General features: G+C 45.6%; 18 protein-coding genes. 17 read left to right on the forward strand and 1 reads right to left on the reverse strand.

The window, feature by feature from the left end; genetic code table 11:
* Positions 1-15: 15 nt before the first annotated feature.
* From AC58QO_RS12020 to ytfJ, 7 genes are all read left to right on the forward strand, one after another.
* A complete protein-coding gene (locus tag AC58QO_RS12020; protein ID WP_497265675.1) occupies positions 16-1,245 on the forward strand; it encodes a bifunctional 3,4-dihydroxy-2-butanone-4-phosphate synthase/GTP cyclohydrolase II in 1,230 nt (409 codons plus the stop codon).
* A gap of 52 nt (positions 1,246-1,297) precedes the next feature.
* Positions 1,298-1,768 (forward strand): 6,7-dimethyl-8-ribityllumazine synthase, encoded by a 471-nt coding sequence (ribH, locus tag AC58QO_RS12025; RefSeq protein WP_497265677.1) that lies wholly within the window; start codon positions 1,298-1,300, stop codon positions 1,766-1,768.
* Positions 1,768-2,409, forward strand: a complete 642-nt coding sequence (locus tag AC58QO_RS12030) for a site-2 protease family protein (protein ID WP_497265679.1) — start codon at positions 1,768-1,770, stop codon at positions 2,407-2,409. Before ribH ends, AC58QO_RS12030 begins: the two co-directional genes overlap by 1 nt.
* Before the next feature lie 16 nt (positions 2,410-2,425).
* A complete protein-coding gene (locus tag AC58QO_RS12035; protein WP_497265681.1) occupies positions 2,426-3,217 on the forward strand; it encodes a segregation and condensation protein A in 792 nt (263 codons plus the stop codon).
* A complete protein-coding gene (gene scpB / locus AC58QO_RS12040) occupies positions 3,201-3,806 on the forward strand; it encodes an SMC-Scp complex subunit ScpB (RefSeq protein ID WP_497267460.1) in 606 nt (201 codons plus the stop codon). Before AC58QO_RS12035 ends, scpB begins: the two co-directional genes overlap by 17 nt.
* Positions 3,807-3,956: 150 nt before the next feature.
* Positions 3,957-4,658, forward strand: coding sequence for a DUF2953 domain-containing protein (locus AC58QO_RS12045; protein ID WP_497265683.1), 702 nt, complete (start codon positions 3,957-3,959; stop codon positions 4,656-4,658).
* Between the two features lie 117 nt (positions 4,659-4,775).
* Entirely contained in the window at positions 4,776-5,261 is a 486-nt protein-coding gene (ytfJ, locus tag AC58QO_RS12050) for a GerW family sporulation protein (RefSeq protein ID WP_497265685.1), read from the forward strand.
* A 55-nt stretch (positions 5,262-5,316) separates the two neighbouring features.
* Here the strand turns inward: ytfJ and AC58QO_RS12055 are convergent, their stop codons facing one another.
* Complete coding sequence (locus tag AC58QO_RS12055) at positions 5,317-5,928, reverse strand: TetR/AcrR family transcriptional regulator (RefSeq protein ID WP_497265687.1); 612 nt, start codon at positions 5,926-5,928, stop codon at positions 5,317-5,319.
* 164 nt (positions 5,929-6,092) lie between these two features.
* Between AC58QO_RS12055 and AC58QO_RS12060 the strand changes: the two genes are divergently transcribed.
* The 10 genes from AC58QO_RS12060 (at position 6,093) to AC58QO_RS12105 (ending at position 16,690) form a co-directional block, all read left to right on the forward strand.
* A complete protein-coding gene (locus AC58QO_RS12060; protein ID WP_497265688.1) occupies positions 6,093-6,851 on the forward strand; it encodes an SDR family oxidoreductase in 759 nt (252 codons plus the stop codon).
* 384 nt (positions 6,852-7,235) lie between these two features.
* Positions 7,236-8,429 carry a D-alanyl-D-alanine carboxypeptidase family protein gene (locus tag AC58QO_RS12065; RefSeq protein WP_497265690.1) on the forward strand — a complete coding sequence of 398 codons (1,194 nt, stop codon included), beginning with the start codon at positions 7,236-7,238 and terminating at the stop codon, positions 8,427-8,429.
* A gap of 45 nt (positions 8,430-8,474) precedes the next feature.
* Positions 8,475-9,074: a nucleoside recognition domain-containing protein gene (locus tag AC58QO_RS12070; protein WP_497265692.1), complete on the forward strand. Its 600-nt coding sequence runs from the start codon at positions 8,475-8,477 to the stop codon at positions 9,072-9,074.
* Positions 9,075-9,080: 6 nt separating this feature from the next.
* A complete protein-coding gene (locus tag AC58QO_RS12075) occupies positions 9,081-9,614 on the forward strand; it encodes a spore maturation protein (RefSeq protein ID WP_497256932.1) in 534 nt (177 codons plus the stop codon).
* Between the two features lie 105 nt (positions 9,615-9,719).
* On the forward strand, positions 9,720-10,466 hold the full coding sequence (locus AC58QO_RS12080) for a pseudouridine synthase (protein WP_056614495.1): 747 nt from the start codon (positions 9,720-9,722) through the stop codon (positions 10,464-10,466).
* Between the two features lie 83 nt (positions 10,467-10,549).
* Positions 10,550-11,083 (forward strand): redoxin domain-containing protein, encoded by a 534-nt coding sequence (locus AC58QO_RS12085; protein WP_497265694.1) that lies wholly within the window; start codon positions 10,550-10,552, stop codon positions 11,081-11,083.
* A 49-nt stretch (positions 11,084-11,132) separates the two neighbouring features.
* Positions 11,133-12,794 (forward strand): cytochrome c biogenesis protein ResB, encoded by a 1,662-nt coding sequence (resB, locus tag AC58QO_RS12090; RefSeq protein ID WP_497265696.1) that lies wholly within the window; start codon positions 11,133-11,135, stop codon positions 12,792-12,794.
* Positions 12,791-14,047 (forward strand): cytochrome c biogenesis protein CcsA, encoded by a 1,257-nt coding sequence (gene ccsA, locus AC58QO_RS12095; RefSeq protein WP_497265698.1) that lies wholly within the window; start codon positions 12,791-12,793, stop codon positions 14,045-14,047. The genes resB and ccsA overlap by 4 nt, the downstream gene beginning before the upstream one ends.
* A 39-nt stretch (positions 14,048-14,086) precedes the next feature.
* A complete protein-coding gene (locus AC58QO_RS12100; RefSeq protein ID WP_057312096.1) occupies positions 14,087-14,800 on the forward strand; it encodes a response regulator transcription factor in 714 nt (237 codons plus the stop codon).
* On the forward strand, positions 14,801-16,690 hold the full coding sequence (locus AC58QO_RS12105; protein ID WP_497265700.1) for an ATP-binding protein: 1,890 nt from the start codon (positions 14,801-14,803) through the stop codon (positions 16,688-16,690). It begins immediately after the preceding gene.
* Positions 16,691-16,768: the final 78 nt, after the last annotated feature.

Below are 16,768 nucleotides of genomic sequence, written 5' to 3' on the forward strand. Positions count from 1 at the left end.
TAAGGAGAGGTGTATATGACACAACCCATTCGATTTAATACGATTGAAGAGGCTCTTGAGGATCTGAAATTAGGAAAAGTCATTATTGTCGTAGATGATGAGGATCGTGAGAACGAAGGCGATTTTATTGCCCTTGCCGATAAAACAACACCTGAAGTGATCAACTTCATGATCAAAGAAGGACGTGGACTTGTCTGCACACCGATTACCGAAGACAGAGCGAAAGAATTAGATCTGCCTCCAATGGTAGCGCGCAACACTGATTTTCACGGCACAGCTTTCACGGTTTCTGTTGATCATAAGGATACAAGTACGGGAATTTCTGCGCATGAGCGTTCCAGAACGATTCAAGGATTGATTGATCCTACTACGAAACCGCAGGATTTCCGCAGACCGGGTCACATTTTCCCTTTGATCGCCAAAAAAGGCGGTGTGCTTCGCAGAGCGGGTCATACGGAAGCAGCTATCGATCTAGCGATTCTATGTGATTCATACCCGGCAGGTGTGATTTGTGAAGTAATTAAAGAAGATGGTACCATGGCTAGGGTGCCTGATCTGATGGAGATTGCAGCGAAGCATGAGCTTCGTATCATTACCATTCAAGATTTAATCCAGTATCGGAATCAACAAGATAAACTAGTGAAGCGTGAGGTCGAGGTTGATTTGCCAACGGATTTCGGTACTTTCAAAGCGATTGCTTACACCAATCAGTTGGATGACAAAGAGCATGTAGCCCTAGTTAAGGGGATTATTGATCCTTCCAAACCTACCTTAGTGCGTGTCCATTCCGAGTGTTTGACAGGGGATGTGTTCCATTCTCATCGTTGTGATTGCGGTCCGCAGCTAGACGCGGCACTAAAACAGATTGATGAAGAAGGCAATGGTGTATTATTATATATGCGACAGGAAGGTCGCGGTATCGGTTTAATCAATAAATTGAAGGCCTATGTCCTGCAAGAGCAGGGATTAGATACCGTAGAAGCGAATATTAAGCTAGGATTTGCTCCAGATCTTCGTGATTATGGCATTGGTGCTCAAATTCTGAAGGATCTAGGCATCACGAAACTTCGTCTCTTAACCAACAATCCGCGTAAAATCAAAGGCTTAGAAGGCTATGGTCTTGAAGTTGACGAGCGCGTTCCGATTCAAATGGAAAGTAAAAAAGATAACCTCGGTTATTTGCAAACGAAGAAACAGAAGCTAGGCCACATGCTCAGTTTTAAAGACTCGGGCAACGGCATTTAATTTTGATAAAGCCCATCCAAAATACGCTTCAACAGAAAGGGAGATTCTAACCATGGCAACGATTTATGAAGGACATTTAATTTCACAAAATTTAAAATACGGAATCGTCGTAGGACGTTTCAACGAGTTTATTACATCCAAACTACTTGGCGGCGCTCAAGATGCTCTTAAGCGTCACGGTGTAGAAGAAAATGAAATTGACATCGCATGGGTTCCAGGCGCATTCGAACTTCCCCTTATTGCACAAAAAATGGCGGAAAGCGGGAAGTATGATGCAGTGATTACCCTTGGTGCCGTGATACGTGGATCAACGCCGCATTTTGATTATGTGTGCAGCGAAGTAGCGAAAGGTGTCTCGGCGATTAATTTGAAAACCGGTGTACCTACGATTTTTGGTGTTTTAACAACGGACTCCATTGAGCAAGCAGTTGAACGCGCGGGAACGAAAGCAGGCAATAAAGGCTGGGAAGCTGCCGTGACTGCGATTGAAATGGCGAATTTGACGAAGCAATTTTCGTCCTAATGCTGGCTTATTACCATTTGGAAACATTACTGCCCAGGCTGTTCGCATTTCTGATCGCCATGACCCTGCATGATACAGCGCATGCAGGTGTTGCGTGGTGGCTGGGGGATCGAACAGCCCGAGACAGCAAACGATTATCGCTCAACCCCTTGGCTCATATAGATGCTTTGGGGCTGGCGATGATTATTTTTGGGCCATATGGATGGTCGAAGAAAATGCCGGTTGATCCCCAGCTATTTACTAAGCATAAAAAACTATCTAATACTTTGGTTTATCTTGCGGGACCGCTAACCAATCTTGTGCTTGTCCTGTTTTTCTGGTGGTTATATTTCTTCTTACCCACGCTGCTCGGTACTGCCACGGAATCGATCGTTGTGGAACATTGGCGAGTATACTTACAATATTTCGTAATCGTTAACTTAATGATGGGTCTTATCCATTTGTTGCCGCTATATCCGCTTGATGGATGGTTTATTTGGAAAGGATTACTCTCACCTTCGAAACAGCGATGGCTGGCAAGGCAAGAGATCAAAGCACTTATTCTTGTAATCGTTTTAATGGTTACACCCATTGGTCAATGGGCGCTCACCAGTATTTATCCATTCGCGGTAAAGGTAATTATGCATCTTTATTCACTATGACAAGGGGAAGAACGACATGAAGGTTACGTACAAGTTAGAAGCATTTGAAGGCCCCCTTGATCTATTGCTTCATCTGATTGATAAAAATGAACTCGACATTTACAATATTCCGATCAAAGAAATTACAGATCAATATCTTGGGTATGTACAAGCGATGCAGGAGCTGGAATTGGAAATTACGAGTGAGTTTCTAGTCATGGCAGCGACGCTGCTCTCCATCAAAAGCAAAATGCTCCTACCTAAGCCGCCTGTTATTGAATTTGATGAATATTTTGATGATATGGATGATTCGTTAGACCCTCGTGCTGAGCTCGTTGCGAAGTTGATTGAATATCGGAAATATAAATCGATTGCGGATATGCTTCGTGATAAAGAGGTAGAGCGCAGCCTTGTTTACACACGTGAACCGGAGGATTTAACACCTTACCTGCCGGAGGTTCAAGAGAATCCGGTGGAAGGTTTAGATGTAGCCGATTTACTGATTGCTTTTCAGCGTACATTGCGTAAACTATCGAATCGCAACGTGGTTGCACGGATCAGACGAGATGAGATCTCGGTGAAAGATCGGATTCGTGAGGTTGTAGATTTGCTTAAAATAAAAGGCGGTAAACTGTTATTCTCCAAACTATTCGATTATGAGATGACGCGGGAAGAAATCGTTGTAACTTTTCTAGCTATTCTTGAATTGATGAAAATGAAGAAAATTGTGTGCTACCAAAATCAGCTTTTTGAAGATATCGTCATTCAAGCCAAAGAGGAGGGAACTGACCTTGACACTCAACTTCCAACAGATGAAATCGATTATTGAAGGACTTCTCTTTGCCTCTGGCGACGAGGGTCTGGATCTCAAGCAATTGGCTGAAGTGATGGAGCTTGATGCCTATGTGATAAAGGATTTATTGAAAGATATGCGAACAGACTTCAAACGTAAAGGTCGCGGGGTGCAAATTGTAGAGGTTGCTGGCGCTTATCAGCTTACAACTCTTGCGGAGCACGCTCCTTATTTTGAAAGGCTCGCTTATACGCCATCACGTTCTTCGCTTTCACAAGCGGCCTTAGAGACCTTATCCATCGTTGCTTACAAGCAGCCAATTACACGCGTAGAGATCGAGGAGATCCGCGGCGTGAAGTGTGATCGTGCACTTGCTACATTAGTAGGGAAAGACTTGATTACAGAAGTTGGACGAGCGGATGCGGTGGGAAGACCGATTCTATATGGAACATCCAAACAATTCTTAGAATATTTCGGACTTAGCTCGATACAAGAATTGCCGGACTCTGCAAATTTTCAAGGTAATTTCGATTTGGAAGAAGAAACCCGCATGCTATTTGATCGCTTAGGCGGAGACCAGAAGCAATTGACACTGGAAGACGTGAATGACGAGCATTCAGAATAGATGCTCTCATTTAAAGCTTATCCAATCATGCATTTCATTTCCTTTTAGAGGTCATACTAACTCCACCTGCGAGAAGACTTATTCTTGCGGGTGGAGTTTTTAACGATTAGACCGGTATAGTCGTTTATTTTGGCTAAGGAGGCGTAAGTGTTGCTGTGGGTTGGATTGGCCGTCTTGGTTGTCATCATCGCAATGATCGTTGTGTTATGCAGCTATTTGCGCAGTGAGTTTTATTTCTCCCGAGTGAAGGATAACGATACACTTTCCGTGGAGATGCGAGGATTGTTTGGACTCGTCAGATACCGTTATGTCATCCCGATCATTCAGTTTAAAGGGTTTACCCAAGGGATTTTGATTAAATCTGAAAAAATAACCAATCATAACGCGAAGCTCAAAGATGAGACGAGAGATCATATTACGAAAGATAAAGTCATCACCTTCTTTAAAGAAGCAAAGGATGTCCTTCTACATACGATGAATTTATATGGCTGGATGAAACAAACCTTAGCGAAAGTAGAGTGTACGGAGCTCAAATGGATCACGCGTGTGGGAGTAGGGGACGCACCTGAAACAGCCATTACGACTGGAGCGATTTGGGCGATAAAGTCATCATTGTTAGGGTTCTCGATCCCTTTTGTGAAGCTTACTGCAAAGCCGCGTATTGATGTCGTACCGCAATATAATGAAAAGCAATTTGCAACGGAATTTCGCATGGCTAGTCGTATACGTGTTTGGTATGCGGTCATTGCAGGAATTCGCTTAGTATACCGAGCAGCGAAGGTCAAGGGTGGTATTCGCAGCTGGATCCAATTCGCTTTGAAGGCGAGAGCCAGATTTAAACCTGCATCTTGAGTTTTACATAACCACATGCCTCTAAGGGCACTCTAGAACTGAACCAAGAAAAGTTCTAAGATGCTTGAGCTTTCGATGCCAGTTCGTATGGCGAAAACGCTAAGGAGGAATATAACGATGTCCGAACACCCGATTCAAGGCCTCATGAAAGTCGCCATGGAAAATATAAAAGAAATGGTCGACGTAAACACAATTGTCGGTGACCCCGTCGAAACACCTGATGGCAGTGTCATCATGCCAATATCCAAAGTTGGCTTTGGTTTTGCTGCAGGTGGCAGCGAGTTTGTGACAGACTCCGAAATCGAGATCGAAGGCGGTTCGATGAACAGAGGCGATGCGCTCAATGCCAAAGTCGCACTTCCATTCGGCGGCGGTAGCGGCGGCGGGGTATCGATTACGCCAATTGCTTTCCTCGTTGTCGGTAAAAATGGTGTTAAGGTCGTTCCGCTCGATAATCAAACGCATATTCTGGAGCGTCTCATCGATTCTGCGCCGCAGGTTGTGGACAAGATTCAGAGTATGATCAAAGGTATGTCTGCTAAACCACCAGCTTCTGCTTCAACAAGTGTCACCAATGTCGAGAATCAGAATTTTATCGTCTAGCATCTGGTCATTATGAGCTGTCCTTGGAGGACAGCTTTTTTCTGTGAGGACATGTTCACACGGTAGTGCTTTTCACTACAGTTTTGGCTGACGTGGGACGCCAGTTAATGAGTTTAATAAGTTGATCCTGCATATAAGAAGGTGAATATTTAAAATCACTTTCAATCCAATGGAAAATAAGACCTAGTAACGCATGAATGGAATAAATGCTCAGAAGCTCTTGATCAATTTCATGATCTTTATCTGGGTAGACTAATTCTTCTTGCGTGATTTTTTTTAAAGCATTGAACATTTTTTCTTTTAGTTTGGGAAGTACTTCACTTTTCATTAGGGTGCTATAAATGGAAGAATTTTGGTAGAAATGATCGAAAATCATGACCGATTTGGCGGGCAGCTCCGTAATGCGAAATACTTCAACATGTTCATAGGGGGCCCGAAAAGATTGGAGCAGCTGGTGGGTCAAATTCGCGATAATATCGTCGAGTAAATCTTCTTTGCTTTCATAGTTGGCATAAAATGTTCCACGATTATAATTAGCAAATTCTACGATTTCAGTAATTGAAATGGACGTAAAGGGCTTTTGTGCCATCAAGGAAAGTAAGGCTTCTCTTAAAGCAATTTTACTTCTAACGATTCGACGATCCGTTTTTTTTGTAATTTCCGACATACTGACCCATTCCTTTTTGGCTTTATTGAACAAAATCAATCATTTTGTTCGTTAGCTAACAAACGACAGCTTTTTACTGATTGTTACCACTCTTCCTACTCTATTATACTCGAATTGTTAGCAGATCTATATTCATAATGAATGAACTACTGGAGGTATTATACATGAAGCTTTCTGGAAAAGTGGCTATCGTTACAGGTGCAGCGTCAGGCATGGGAAAAGCAATCGCTGAATTGTTTGCAGCAGAAGGAGCTAAAGTTGTCGTTTCTGATCTTCGCGTTGAGACGGCACAGACGGTTGTGTCTGGGATTGAGGCCAAAGGCGGTACCGCATTAGCAGTGGCAGCAAACGTAGCTAAGGAAGAAGATGTTCAACAATTAATAGATACGGCTGTGAAGGAATACGGCACCGTGGATATTTTGATTAATAATGCAGGCATTATGGATAATTTTGTTCCCGCAGGAGACTTGACGGACGAGCTCTGGGAACGGATCTTTGCCATTAATACAACAGGTGTTATGCGAACTACGCGTAAAGTTCTTCCGATTTTCACGGAAAGAAAAAGTGGTGTCATTGTCAACATTGCTTCCGCAGGCGGATTAAACGGGTCCAGAGCGGGTGCAGCTTATACGGCATCCAAACATGCTGTAGTTGGATTTACGAAGAATGTCGGTTTTCAATATGCGAATCTTGGCATCCGCTGCAATGCAATCGCACCAGGCGGTGTAAGCACGAACATTGGAACAACGATCACGGCGCCAAACCCGTTTGGAATGGAAAGAGCAATGGCTGGCATGGGCTTAAATCCTCGTGCAGGTGAGCCAGAGGAAATCGCGAAAGTTGCTCTGTTCTTGGCTTCTGATGATTCCAGCTTTGTAAATGGTACAGTGGTTACCGCTGACGCGGGCTGGACGGCTTACTAATCTTTACGTGCAAATCGAGACAAATCGAGATGTCATTTGGGGCCTTAAAGTCGAGTTTGTAGAGGACAAGAATTTAACGATCCATACTGTGGGCACTATCCCATCGGCTCAGGAAATTGTTCTACACTTGCTGGCCTGAGCGAAGGGGATAGTGGCGATAGCTACCTTTATGAGAATGCCGAAGTCAATGAAATTTTATATAAGAAAACGGGAGCCGCGATTTTCGCGAGCTCCTTTTTCTTTTGCCCTGTCAGGGCAGCGTCGCACCTAATTCACGGACATATCCTATCTCCACACGCATATACTTGTACAAAGTTTTACCCGTTGATTCGTTACGTTCTATGAAGTGTACAAGTTCGCTCGTGTAGGAGGATAACCAAAACGATGAAAACTAAATTAAAGTTCATCTTCATTTGCTTTGCATTACTTGGATTGCTAATTGCGCCATGGTCCTATGTAGAAGCCGCGCCGCCAAGCATTCATACGAATGCGGTAGGTGCATCGCTCGTTGATGTGGAGTCAGGACGTGTCCTTTATAGCGAAAAAGGGGACACGCCTATGCGTATAGCCAGCTTGACCAAAATTATGACCGCCATCATTGCGATTGAACAAGGCGACCTTAATAGCATGGTCAAGGTCAGCAAAAATGCCTTCGGCAAAGAAGGTTCTTCCATTTATTTGAAGCTGGGCGAAGAAATGAGACTGCATGACATGCTGTACGGACTCATGATGCGTTCTGGTAATGACGCAGCTACGGCGATCGCTGAGCATATAGGTGGAAGCGTCGAAGGTTTCGTCTACTTAATGAATGAGAAAGCAAGAATGCTGGGCATGGAGAACTCCCACTTCACCAATCCTTCAGGACTCGACGAAGGGGAAGGTCATCGCTCTAGCCCGAACGATATGGCCAAGCTGACAGCTTATGCGCTGAAGAATAGTGTTTTTGCAGACATCGTGTCCACGAAGTTGAAAAAAGTGCCGAATCCAAATGAAGCCTGGGATTATTCATGGCTGAACAAGAACAAGATGCTCTCCATGTTTGAAGGGGCAGACGGAGTGAAAACAGGGTACACCAAGCTGGCTAAGCGCTGTTTAGTGTCTTCTGCAACACGGGATGGACAGCAGCTTGTTGTGGTTACCTTGAATGATGGTGATGACTGGGCAGATCATGCCAGACTGCTCCAATACGGCTTTAAGAATTTCCCGCTGCAAACCCTGGTGAAAAAAGGCGACGCAATCGAAGGTACGCCATATGTAGCTAGCAGAACGTTCAATTACCCTTTAGCAGAAGGGGAATATGCTGCTTTAACCCACCAAGTCACGTTGCTAGATCCGATGACCACCGAGTATCGATTAGCGGAGCGTGGAGCGCTGCAAATATCCTTAAAGAACAAACGGATTCAGACCATACCGATCTATGATAAGTCCAATCCATTGCTGCAAGTACCGGAGAAAGCGACGTTTTCTTTTCAACCCAGCACGCCTTATAAGGAGACTCTGCTGACACGGTATGGCTACATGTGCAGGATGCTAGTGCAAGAACTTTTCAATCTATCTGGCTCGCAGTGGGCGGATTAAGAGTCGTAATGTGTTTTGAGCAAAAGGGGTAAGGAGTGCTAATCTATGGTGAACTGGATATGGCTGTTTTTTATCGTTGTCGGCTTCCTCGTTGCGGCCATCAATGGCGATGTAGAATCCGTTACACAAGCGGCATTTGATGGGGCGAAGAATGGCGTCACGGTATGTTTTGGATTAATTAGTGTCTTGGTATTCTGGATGGGGATGATGCGCATCGCAGAGGACGCGGGTATTCTACTCAAGCTGGCCAAACTGCTCCAGCCTGCGGTACGCTTCCTTTTTCCAAGCATTCCTAAGAATCACCCGGCGCTTGGCTATATCATGTCGAACATGAGTGCTAATATCCTTGGCTTAGGTAACGCGGCGACACCAATGGGGATTAAAGCGATGCAGGAGCTGCAAAAACTGAATCCGAATAAGGACGAGGCGAGTACGGCCATGTGTACACTTCTTGCCCTGAATACGTCTAGTATCACATTAATTCCAACAACGCTTATTGCGATTCGAATGAATTTCAATTCAGTGAACCCAGCAGAAATCGTAGGCACAACACTCATTGCGACCATCATCTCAACAACAGCGGCTATATTCGTGGATCGATGGTATCGCAGATCGCGCTCACCTATCCCTCCGCTGAAAGGATGAACCTGCATGTACGCACTCGTTTCGCTCATTTCGGCATGGGCAATCCCGATCATGATTGTATTCATACCGCTATACGCGGCTTATCGCAAGGTTCCCGTCTATGAATCATTCGTAGAGGGAGCCAAGGATGGCTTCGATACAGCGATCAAAATTATTCCCCACCTCGTCGGCATGATGGTGGCGATCTCTGTGTTTCGTGCATCAGGCGCGATGGACATGCTGATCGGTTGGATGCGGCCTTTCTTCGAAAGCATCGGTGTGCCGACAGAGGTGCTGCCACTTGCAATTTTACGGCCAATTACGGGAGCGGGCTCTTTGGCTTTTACAACAGATCTGATCGAACAGTTTGGACCGGATTCCATGATCGGGCGGATTGCCTCAACCGTACAAGGGAGCACGGATACAACTTTATATGTGATAACGGTCTATTTCGGCGCGATTGGGATTCGAAAAGCAGGCTATGCGCTTAAAGTTGGCTTGATTTCGGACGCAGTAGGTTTCATAGCTTCGCTGGTTATTTGTTATTTGGTATTTGCCTAACAAAGATCTTAGCCATCATTCTGTCACCTTCTGTCAGTTATTGTGGGTTGCCGCTTGAGATTTGCGGTTAAGTCCGTTATCATTAGCTTGAGGTGAAAGCGGATAATGGAAAGACTGCAAAAGGTATTAGCCGAAGCTGGGATCGCATCCCGCCGGAAATGTGAAGAAATCATTACAGCGGGACGCGTGCAAGTGAACGGTGAAGTCGTCACGACGCTGGGTGTGAAAGTGAATACAGCCGAAGATGAGATTAGGGTCGATGGACGTGCAATAGGTCAACAGAAGAAGATCTATGTCATTTTAAATAAGCCCAAAGGTGTTATTACAAGTGCTACAGACCCAGAGGGGCGTAAAGTTGTGACAGACTTCTTGCCGGGGATCAGAGAACGTGTATATCCTGTCGGTCGATTGGATTATGATACGGAAGGCCTGCTTATCCTAACAAATGATGGTGAGTTTGCGCATTTACTGACGCATCCGAAGCATCATGTACCGAAGACGTATCAAGCAACGGTCAAAGGGGTGCCGCACGGCACGTTATTAGATAAGCTCAAAATGGGCATACAGTTAGAAGACGGCATGACAGCTCCTGCTGAAGTCGAGTACGCTGATGTGAACATGGAGAAGAATGAGTCGGTTATTCAGATCACAATCTATGAAGGAAGAAACCGCCAAGTCAGACGGATGTTTGAGGCGATTTCATTTCCCGTTATCAAATTAAAGCGGATTAAATTCGGTCCCATCTTCTTAACAGGCTTGGCAAGAGCGAAGTATCGCCACTTGACGCCCAAAGAAGTTGAAGAGCTCAGGAACGAAGCTCTAAGGACACATAACGTTCAAAAAGGCCAATAAGAATTGGCCTTCTTTTCGTTATAATAAGGGTATAATTCGATATGCCAAAACTAACATTGTCGAAAAAGCGAAGGTGATTAACAGTGGGTCGTCATAAGAAGTGGGTACAGATTGGGATCTTTGCAATCGTGCTCATTATTGGTGTGTTTACGATTATTACCAATTTGTCTGCTTCAGCCAGCAAGAAGTATCCACAGCAAGGGGAAAAGGCGACAAACTTCTCCTTGATGGGGTTAGATGGTCAGACACACGAGCTCTCCGACTACAAAGGGAAAGTCGTGTTAGTGAATTTCTGGGGTACGTTTTGTCCACCCTGTAAAGAAGAAATGCCTGATCTTCAGAAGCAGTATGATAAGTGGAAGGATCAAGGGGTTGTCTTCTTAGAAGTTAATGTGGACAAGAACAAAGTAACTGTTCAGGGCTTCATGGATCAATATCAATTAAATATGCCAGTGCTGTTGGATGCCAATGAAGTTGTACGTAAGTTGTATGGCGTTATGGATTATCCGACAACCTTTTTCATAGGCGCAGATGGCAAAATAGCTGTGAAAAAAATAGGCCAAATGGAAGAGTCTTATATTGATGAGACGCTGTCTAGTTTGGTGAAAAAATTGTAATTCGGACATCGTAATTCGCACGCATGCTCAACGTTTTTAGGAGGTCATCATGTTCTACAATACCAAATGCGATTGCGGGCATCAGAACCCCACCGGCACAACACTGTGTGAATCGTGTGGCAATCCGCTGATCGATGTCGATGGCAGAGACATTCTGGAAATGCGCTATGATGGCATGGCTCGACGCTCTCAGAAATCGAATCCATCCCTGCTCGATAAAGTCTGGAATTTCTTCTCCTCGGTCAAAATAGCGGTATGGATCATTTTCATTACATTGCTGGCTTCGGCTGTAGGCACGATTTTCCCGCAAGAGAATACATTTCTGGACATGGACCCGACCCAATATTACACCGAAAACTACGGAAAACTAGGAAGTATTTATCATTCCCTTGGCTTTTCTCATACCTTCAGCTCGTGGTGGTTCATTACGTTACTGTTCATGATTGGAACTTCACTCGTGATTTGCAGTCTGGACCGTGTACTTCCCTTGTATCGAGCTTTATCTAAGCAGCAAATACGCAAGCACATCAATTTTCTTGTTCGGCAAAATGTTACACATGTAACTGACCTGCCTGCAGGTACGGATGAGATCGCTTGGACGAATAAGTTAGCCGCGCTTTTGCGCAAAAAGAATTACCGTGTACATACCGATGGATCTGCTCTTCTTGCTGAGAAATATCGCTTTAGCCGCTGGGGTCCTTATATCAATCATATTGGACTCATTATTTTCCTAATCGGTGTGTTGATGCGGAGTATTCCTGGCTGGCATATGGATCAATACATGGGCATTCTAGAGGGCGAAACCAAGCCAATCCCACATACGTCGTATTACATCAAAAACGAGAAATTTACCCTTACACTTTATGATGAGCAGGAGCTTCCTGAAAGTATTAAAGCCAAAGGTCAGATCGTACCAAAAACATATGAAACGCAAGCCGTTTTGTATCATTGTACCGCGAATTGTGAGGATGGGGCAGAGTCGCCAGTACTGGAAGAAGTCCATAAGTCCAACATCATCGTGAATCATCCGCTGGATTACAAGGGACTGCAAGCCTATCAGTTTGATTACAAAGTGACACCGCTGCTGATTTCCGTGAAGCCAACGCTTAGTAATCCAACAACAGGTGAGACGTACGGCAGTTTCGATCTACCGATGAATAATCCGAAGGATTCCTATCAGGTAGGGCCTTATAAGCTTACGTTGAAAGGCTTCTACCCAGAGTTTGGCTTAGAGAAAGGTCAACCGATTTCAAAGTCGAATGAGCCGAAAGCACCAGCTTTTATTTTTAGTATTACAGGGCCAGGACTCGCCGACAAGGGTGAACCTTATCTGTATTTCCCAAGGCAAATTGATAAGGAAACCTTCTCGCAGGATACCATTAATGGTGCGATTAGCCAGAAGCTCAAAATAGCTGTTGGCTCCATGGAAGGTGTTCAATTTGCGAATTATACAACATACCTGAACATTCGTGTAGATAAAGCGATGCCTTATATCTGGGTAGGCTCCGCCATCTTTATGATCGGTGTCATCATGGGCTTCTACTGGCAGCACCGCCGTATCTGGATTCGAATTGATGAGGGCAAGCTTACACTAGGCGGCCATACAAATAAGAACTGGTTTGGACTTCGTAATGAAGTAGCCGCAGCACTAAACAAGAATGGCTTGGACGTTTCACCGAAAACATTAGCAAATGGAGGAAACCAGGGGTGAATGTAAACTCTGTCAGCAGCACCTTTTTACTTATCGCATTTTTCGTATATTTGCTCGCATTCTTCCTGTTTGTCTTATCGATTACCGGTAAAAGATGGAGCAATCGGAAGCCCGAAGATCATACGAGACAGTGGGGCTTCGTCGCTTTTATAACATCCGTCGTTGGATTTGCGTGTCATGTGACGTTCTTCTTTACGAGATGGGCAGAAGGGGATCATATCCCAACCTCCAATATGTACGAGTTTATGACCTTCCTCGGAATGATGATCATGGCTGCATTCTTGATCGTGTATCTTATTTACCGTACACCTGTTCTCGGCGTTTTTGCTTTACCGATCGGCTTTATTATCATTGCTTATGCTTCCGTTTTCCCAAGTGAGGTACAGCCATTAATTCCAGCACTTCAGAGCTATTGGCTTAAAATTCACGTAACGACCGCAGCAACAGGAGAAGCCTTCTTCGCCGTTGGTTTTGCCGGTGGCTTGATGTATTTGCTGCGAGCAGTCGATTATACAGGAACGACGAAGACGGACAAGAAGGAACAAAGAGGTGTCGAGCTGACTCTGTTCTTTATCTTAATGCTTGTCGCATTCATCGCCTCGATTTTTACGTTCAATGGATCAGGTTACAAAGCTGTATTTTCCAAAGATGTGATTGTTACGAATGCTGGTGTACAGGAAACCACCCATACAAAAGAAACCTACGTATTGCCTCCGATTGTGCAGCCGTATGATACGAAGGTCGTCGAGATGAAGCCATTCCTAGGCATGTCTGAACCACTATTCACAGCTCCATCCTGGATGGAAGGGGCAAGCGCTGGACGCAAATTAAACACCGTCATTTGGTCCATTCTTGGTGGTCTCATTCTTTATTGGCTAGCACGCCTAGTGGCTCGTAAACCATTGGGAGCAGCGATTGGCCCCGTTGTAAAAGGCATGGATGCGGAAGATCTGGATGAAATCAGCTATCGCGCGATTGCGATTGGCTACCCGATCTTTACATTGGGGGCACTCATCTTCGCGATGATTTGGGCGCAGGAAGCCTGGGGCCGATTCTGGGGCTGGGATCCGAAGGAAGTATGGGCACTGATCACTTGGTTGTTCTATGCTGTATTCCTTCACCTTCGTCTCTCAAAGGGCTGGCAGGGTAAGAAATCTGCGTGGTTAACCGTTATCGGATTTATCGTAGTTATGTTTACATTAGTTGGTGTGAACTTAGTCATAGCAGGACTGCATTCCTATGCAGGCGTTTAAAATCAAAGCACGTACAATATGAAGAGGATGTGACGCTCCATGGAATTGAAGCCAAGTATACTCGTTGTAGATGATGAAGAACGTATTCGCCGATTGCTACGCATGTATTTAGAGAAAGAAGGCTATCTCATTGAAGAAGCGGAAGATGGTGAATCCGCTTTGCGGATGGCAACTGAAACCGATTTTGATCTGATCTTGTTGGACGTTATGCTGCCTGGTATCGATGGCATTGAAGTGTGTGCTCGCCTTCGTCAAGTGAAATCCACGCCAGTCATTATGCTGACAGCGAAGGGTGAAGAGACGAACCGTGTAAGTGGATTTGAAGTGGGAGCGGATGACTATGTTGTTAAGCCGTTCTCACCTCGCGAAGTGATTTACCGTGTGAAAGCTATTCTTCGTCGCTCATCAGCGACAGCTTACTTGTCCAAGGATGCAAGCTCCAGCAATAATATTGTATTCCCGAACTTGATCATCGAGCATGATGCACACCGAGTAACGGCTGGTGGCCAGGAAGTCGCCTTAACACCGAAGGAATATGAATTACTGCATTACTTGGCTGTTTCTCCGGATAAGGTTTTCTCTCGTGAAGAGCTTCTTAAGGATGTTTGGAACTACGAATTTTTCGGTGATTTACGTACCGTTGATACCCATGTGAAGAGACTCCGTGAAAAATTAAACAAAGTATCCCCGGATGCTGCAGCGATGATTACGACCGTATGGGGTGTAGGCTACAAGCTAGAGGTGCCTAAATAAGTGTTTATTTTCAGAAGTGTCGTAGGAAAGCTGTGGTTAACGATTATTGGCCTAGTTGGGGTTGTTTTGCTCATACTAGGCTTTTTCCTTGTCAATTATATGGAAAATTATTTCTCGCAGGCAACGGATCAAACCAAACATATGAAGACAATGGCTGTCAAACTTTCAGAAGAAGCCTCTCAACACATGTATAATGAACAGTTTTATGCGTTAAGTAATGAACTGCTAAGCTTTCAGGATTCGCGCATGTTGGTGATTTCAAAAGATTTGAGAGAAATGGTTATTCCCACAACGCAAGGCAGCGAATTAGTTAACTTCCATGTTTCAGATTTTTACAAGCCCGAAGAGCTTAAAGCCGTCTTTGAAGGTAAAACACTCGACAAACAAGTGAATAAATCAGGTACAGGTCGTTTCGAATCTGGGACTGAATATCTCGTTGTTGCGGTACCGCTTTTCAATATGGAAGGTGCGATCGTCGGTGCCACTCTGCTGTATCAGTCCTTACAATCCTTAGAAGCCACACAGTCGTATATGTTAAGATTGTTTGTTTATGTTTCGATTGTAGGTTTTCTGATGACTACCTTCTTCGCCTTCTTCTTATTCTCCAAAATTACAAGACCGCTCCAGCAGCTGAAGAAAGCCGCTGATTTCATCACACTAGGGGAATATGGCACACGGGTTCCGATTCTATCCAAGGATGAGATAGGTGAGCTGGCCAAAACATTTAATCATATGGGCGAGAAGATGCAGGAGAGCATTCATGCGCTTAGCCAAGAGAAGGAGCATCTATCCAGTATCCTTCGCAGTATGACAGATGCGGTCATTACACTGGATGTGAATGGTTCAGTTATGCTCAGTAACCCGCAAGGAGAGAAGATCATTCAAGAGTGGAGCACGATTGAATGGTCGGAGGATGAAGGCATCGCAAGGCGTTTCCCACAGCCGGATACTTCACTCGGCGATTGGGGACTCATGAGCTTTAACAATCCATCCTCCTCCAGTCCGATTCCTGTGCCGTTGATTCCACTTTTTGAAGCGGTTGTCGATGAATCAGCAGAAGCTGCTACAAAGCTTCATGTGCAGAATGGCGTGTGGTCCGTGGCGATGACGCCACTCTACTCCCGAGAGCAGGTGCGCGGCGCTGTAGCCGTCCTCCGTGATGTCACGGAGGAAGAGCGGCTCGACAAGCTGCGCAAAGATTTCGTGGCGAACGTCTCGCATGAGCTGCGTACGCCGATCTCGATGCTGCAGGGCTACAGTGAAGCCCTGCTCGACGATATACCCTCCACGCCGGAGGAGCGCGTGGAGCTGGTGCAGGTCATCCACGACGAGTCGCTCCGCATGGGGCGCCTCGTCCGTGACCTGCTCGATCTGGCGCGGATGGAAGCCGGCCATCTCGAACTTGTCTTCAGGGAGGTCGAGATCGACTCCCTGGTGAGACGCATGCACCGCAAATTTGCGGTGTTGGCCAAAGAGCGCGGCATCGCGCTAAGCGTGGCGCTGCCGCAAGAGCCGCTCATCCTGCAGCGCGCGGATGAGGATCGCTTGGAGCAGGTGCTGACGAACCTGCTCGACAATGCGTTCCGGCATACGCCTGCAGGCGCGCGTATCGCCTTGAATGCGGAGGCGTGCCTCTCCAAGGATCGGCCCGCGATCCGCATTGAGATCGTAGACGAGGGGCAGGGGATTCCTGCCGAGGACCTGCCGTTCATCTTTGAACGCTTCTACAAGGCGGACAAAGCGCGTACGCGTGGCTCATCGGGTGGGACAGGACTTGGCCTCGCGATCGTCAAGAACATCATTGATTCCCATCAGGGCACTGTAACGGTACAAAGTACATGGGGGCAAGGCAGTACCTTTACGATCTGCTTGCCTTGTGAACACAAATAAACAGAAAATTGTGCGAATTTCGACACAAAGAAAAGGCGTTTGCTAGTAATACTCAGCAATCGCCTTTTCCGTGTGTAG

The sequence above is a fragment of the Paenibacillus sp. J31R30 genome (assembly GCF_059692115.1).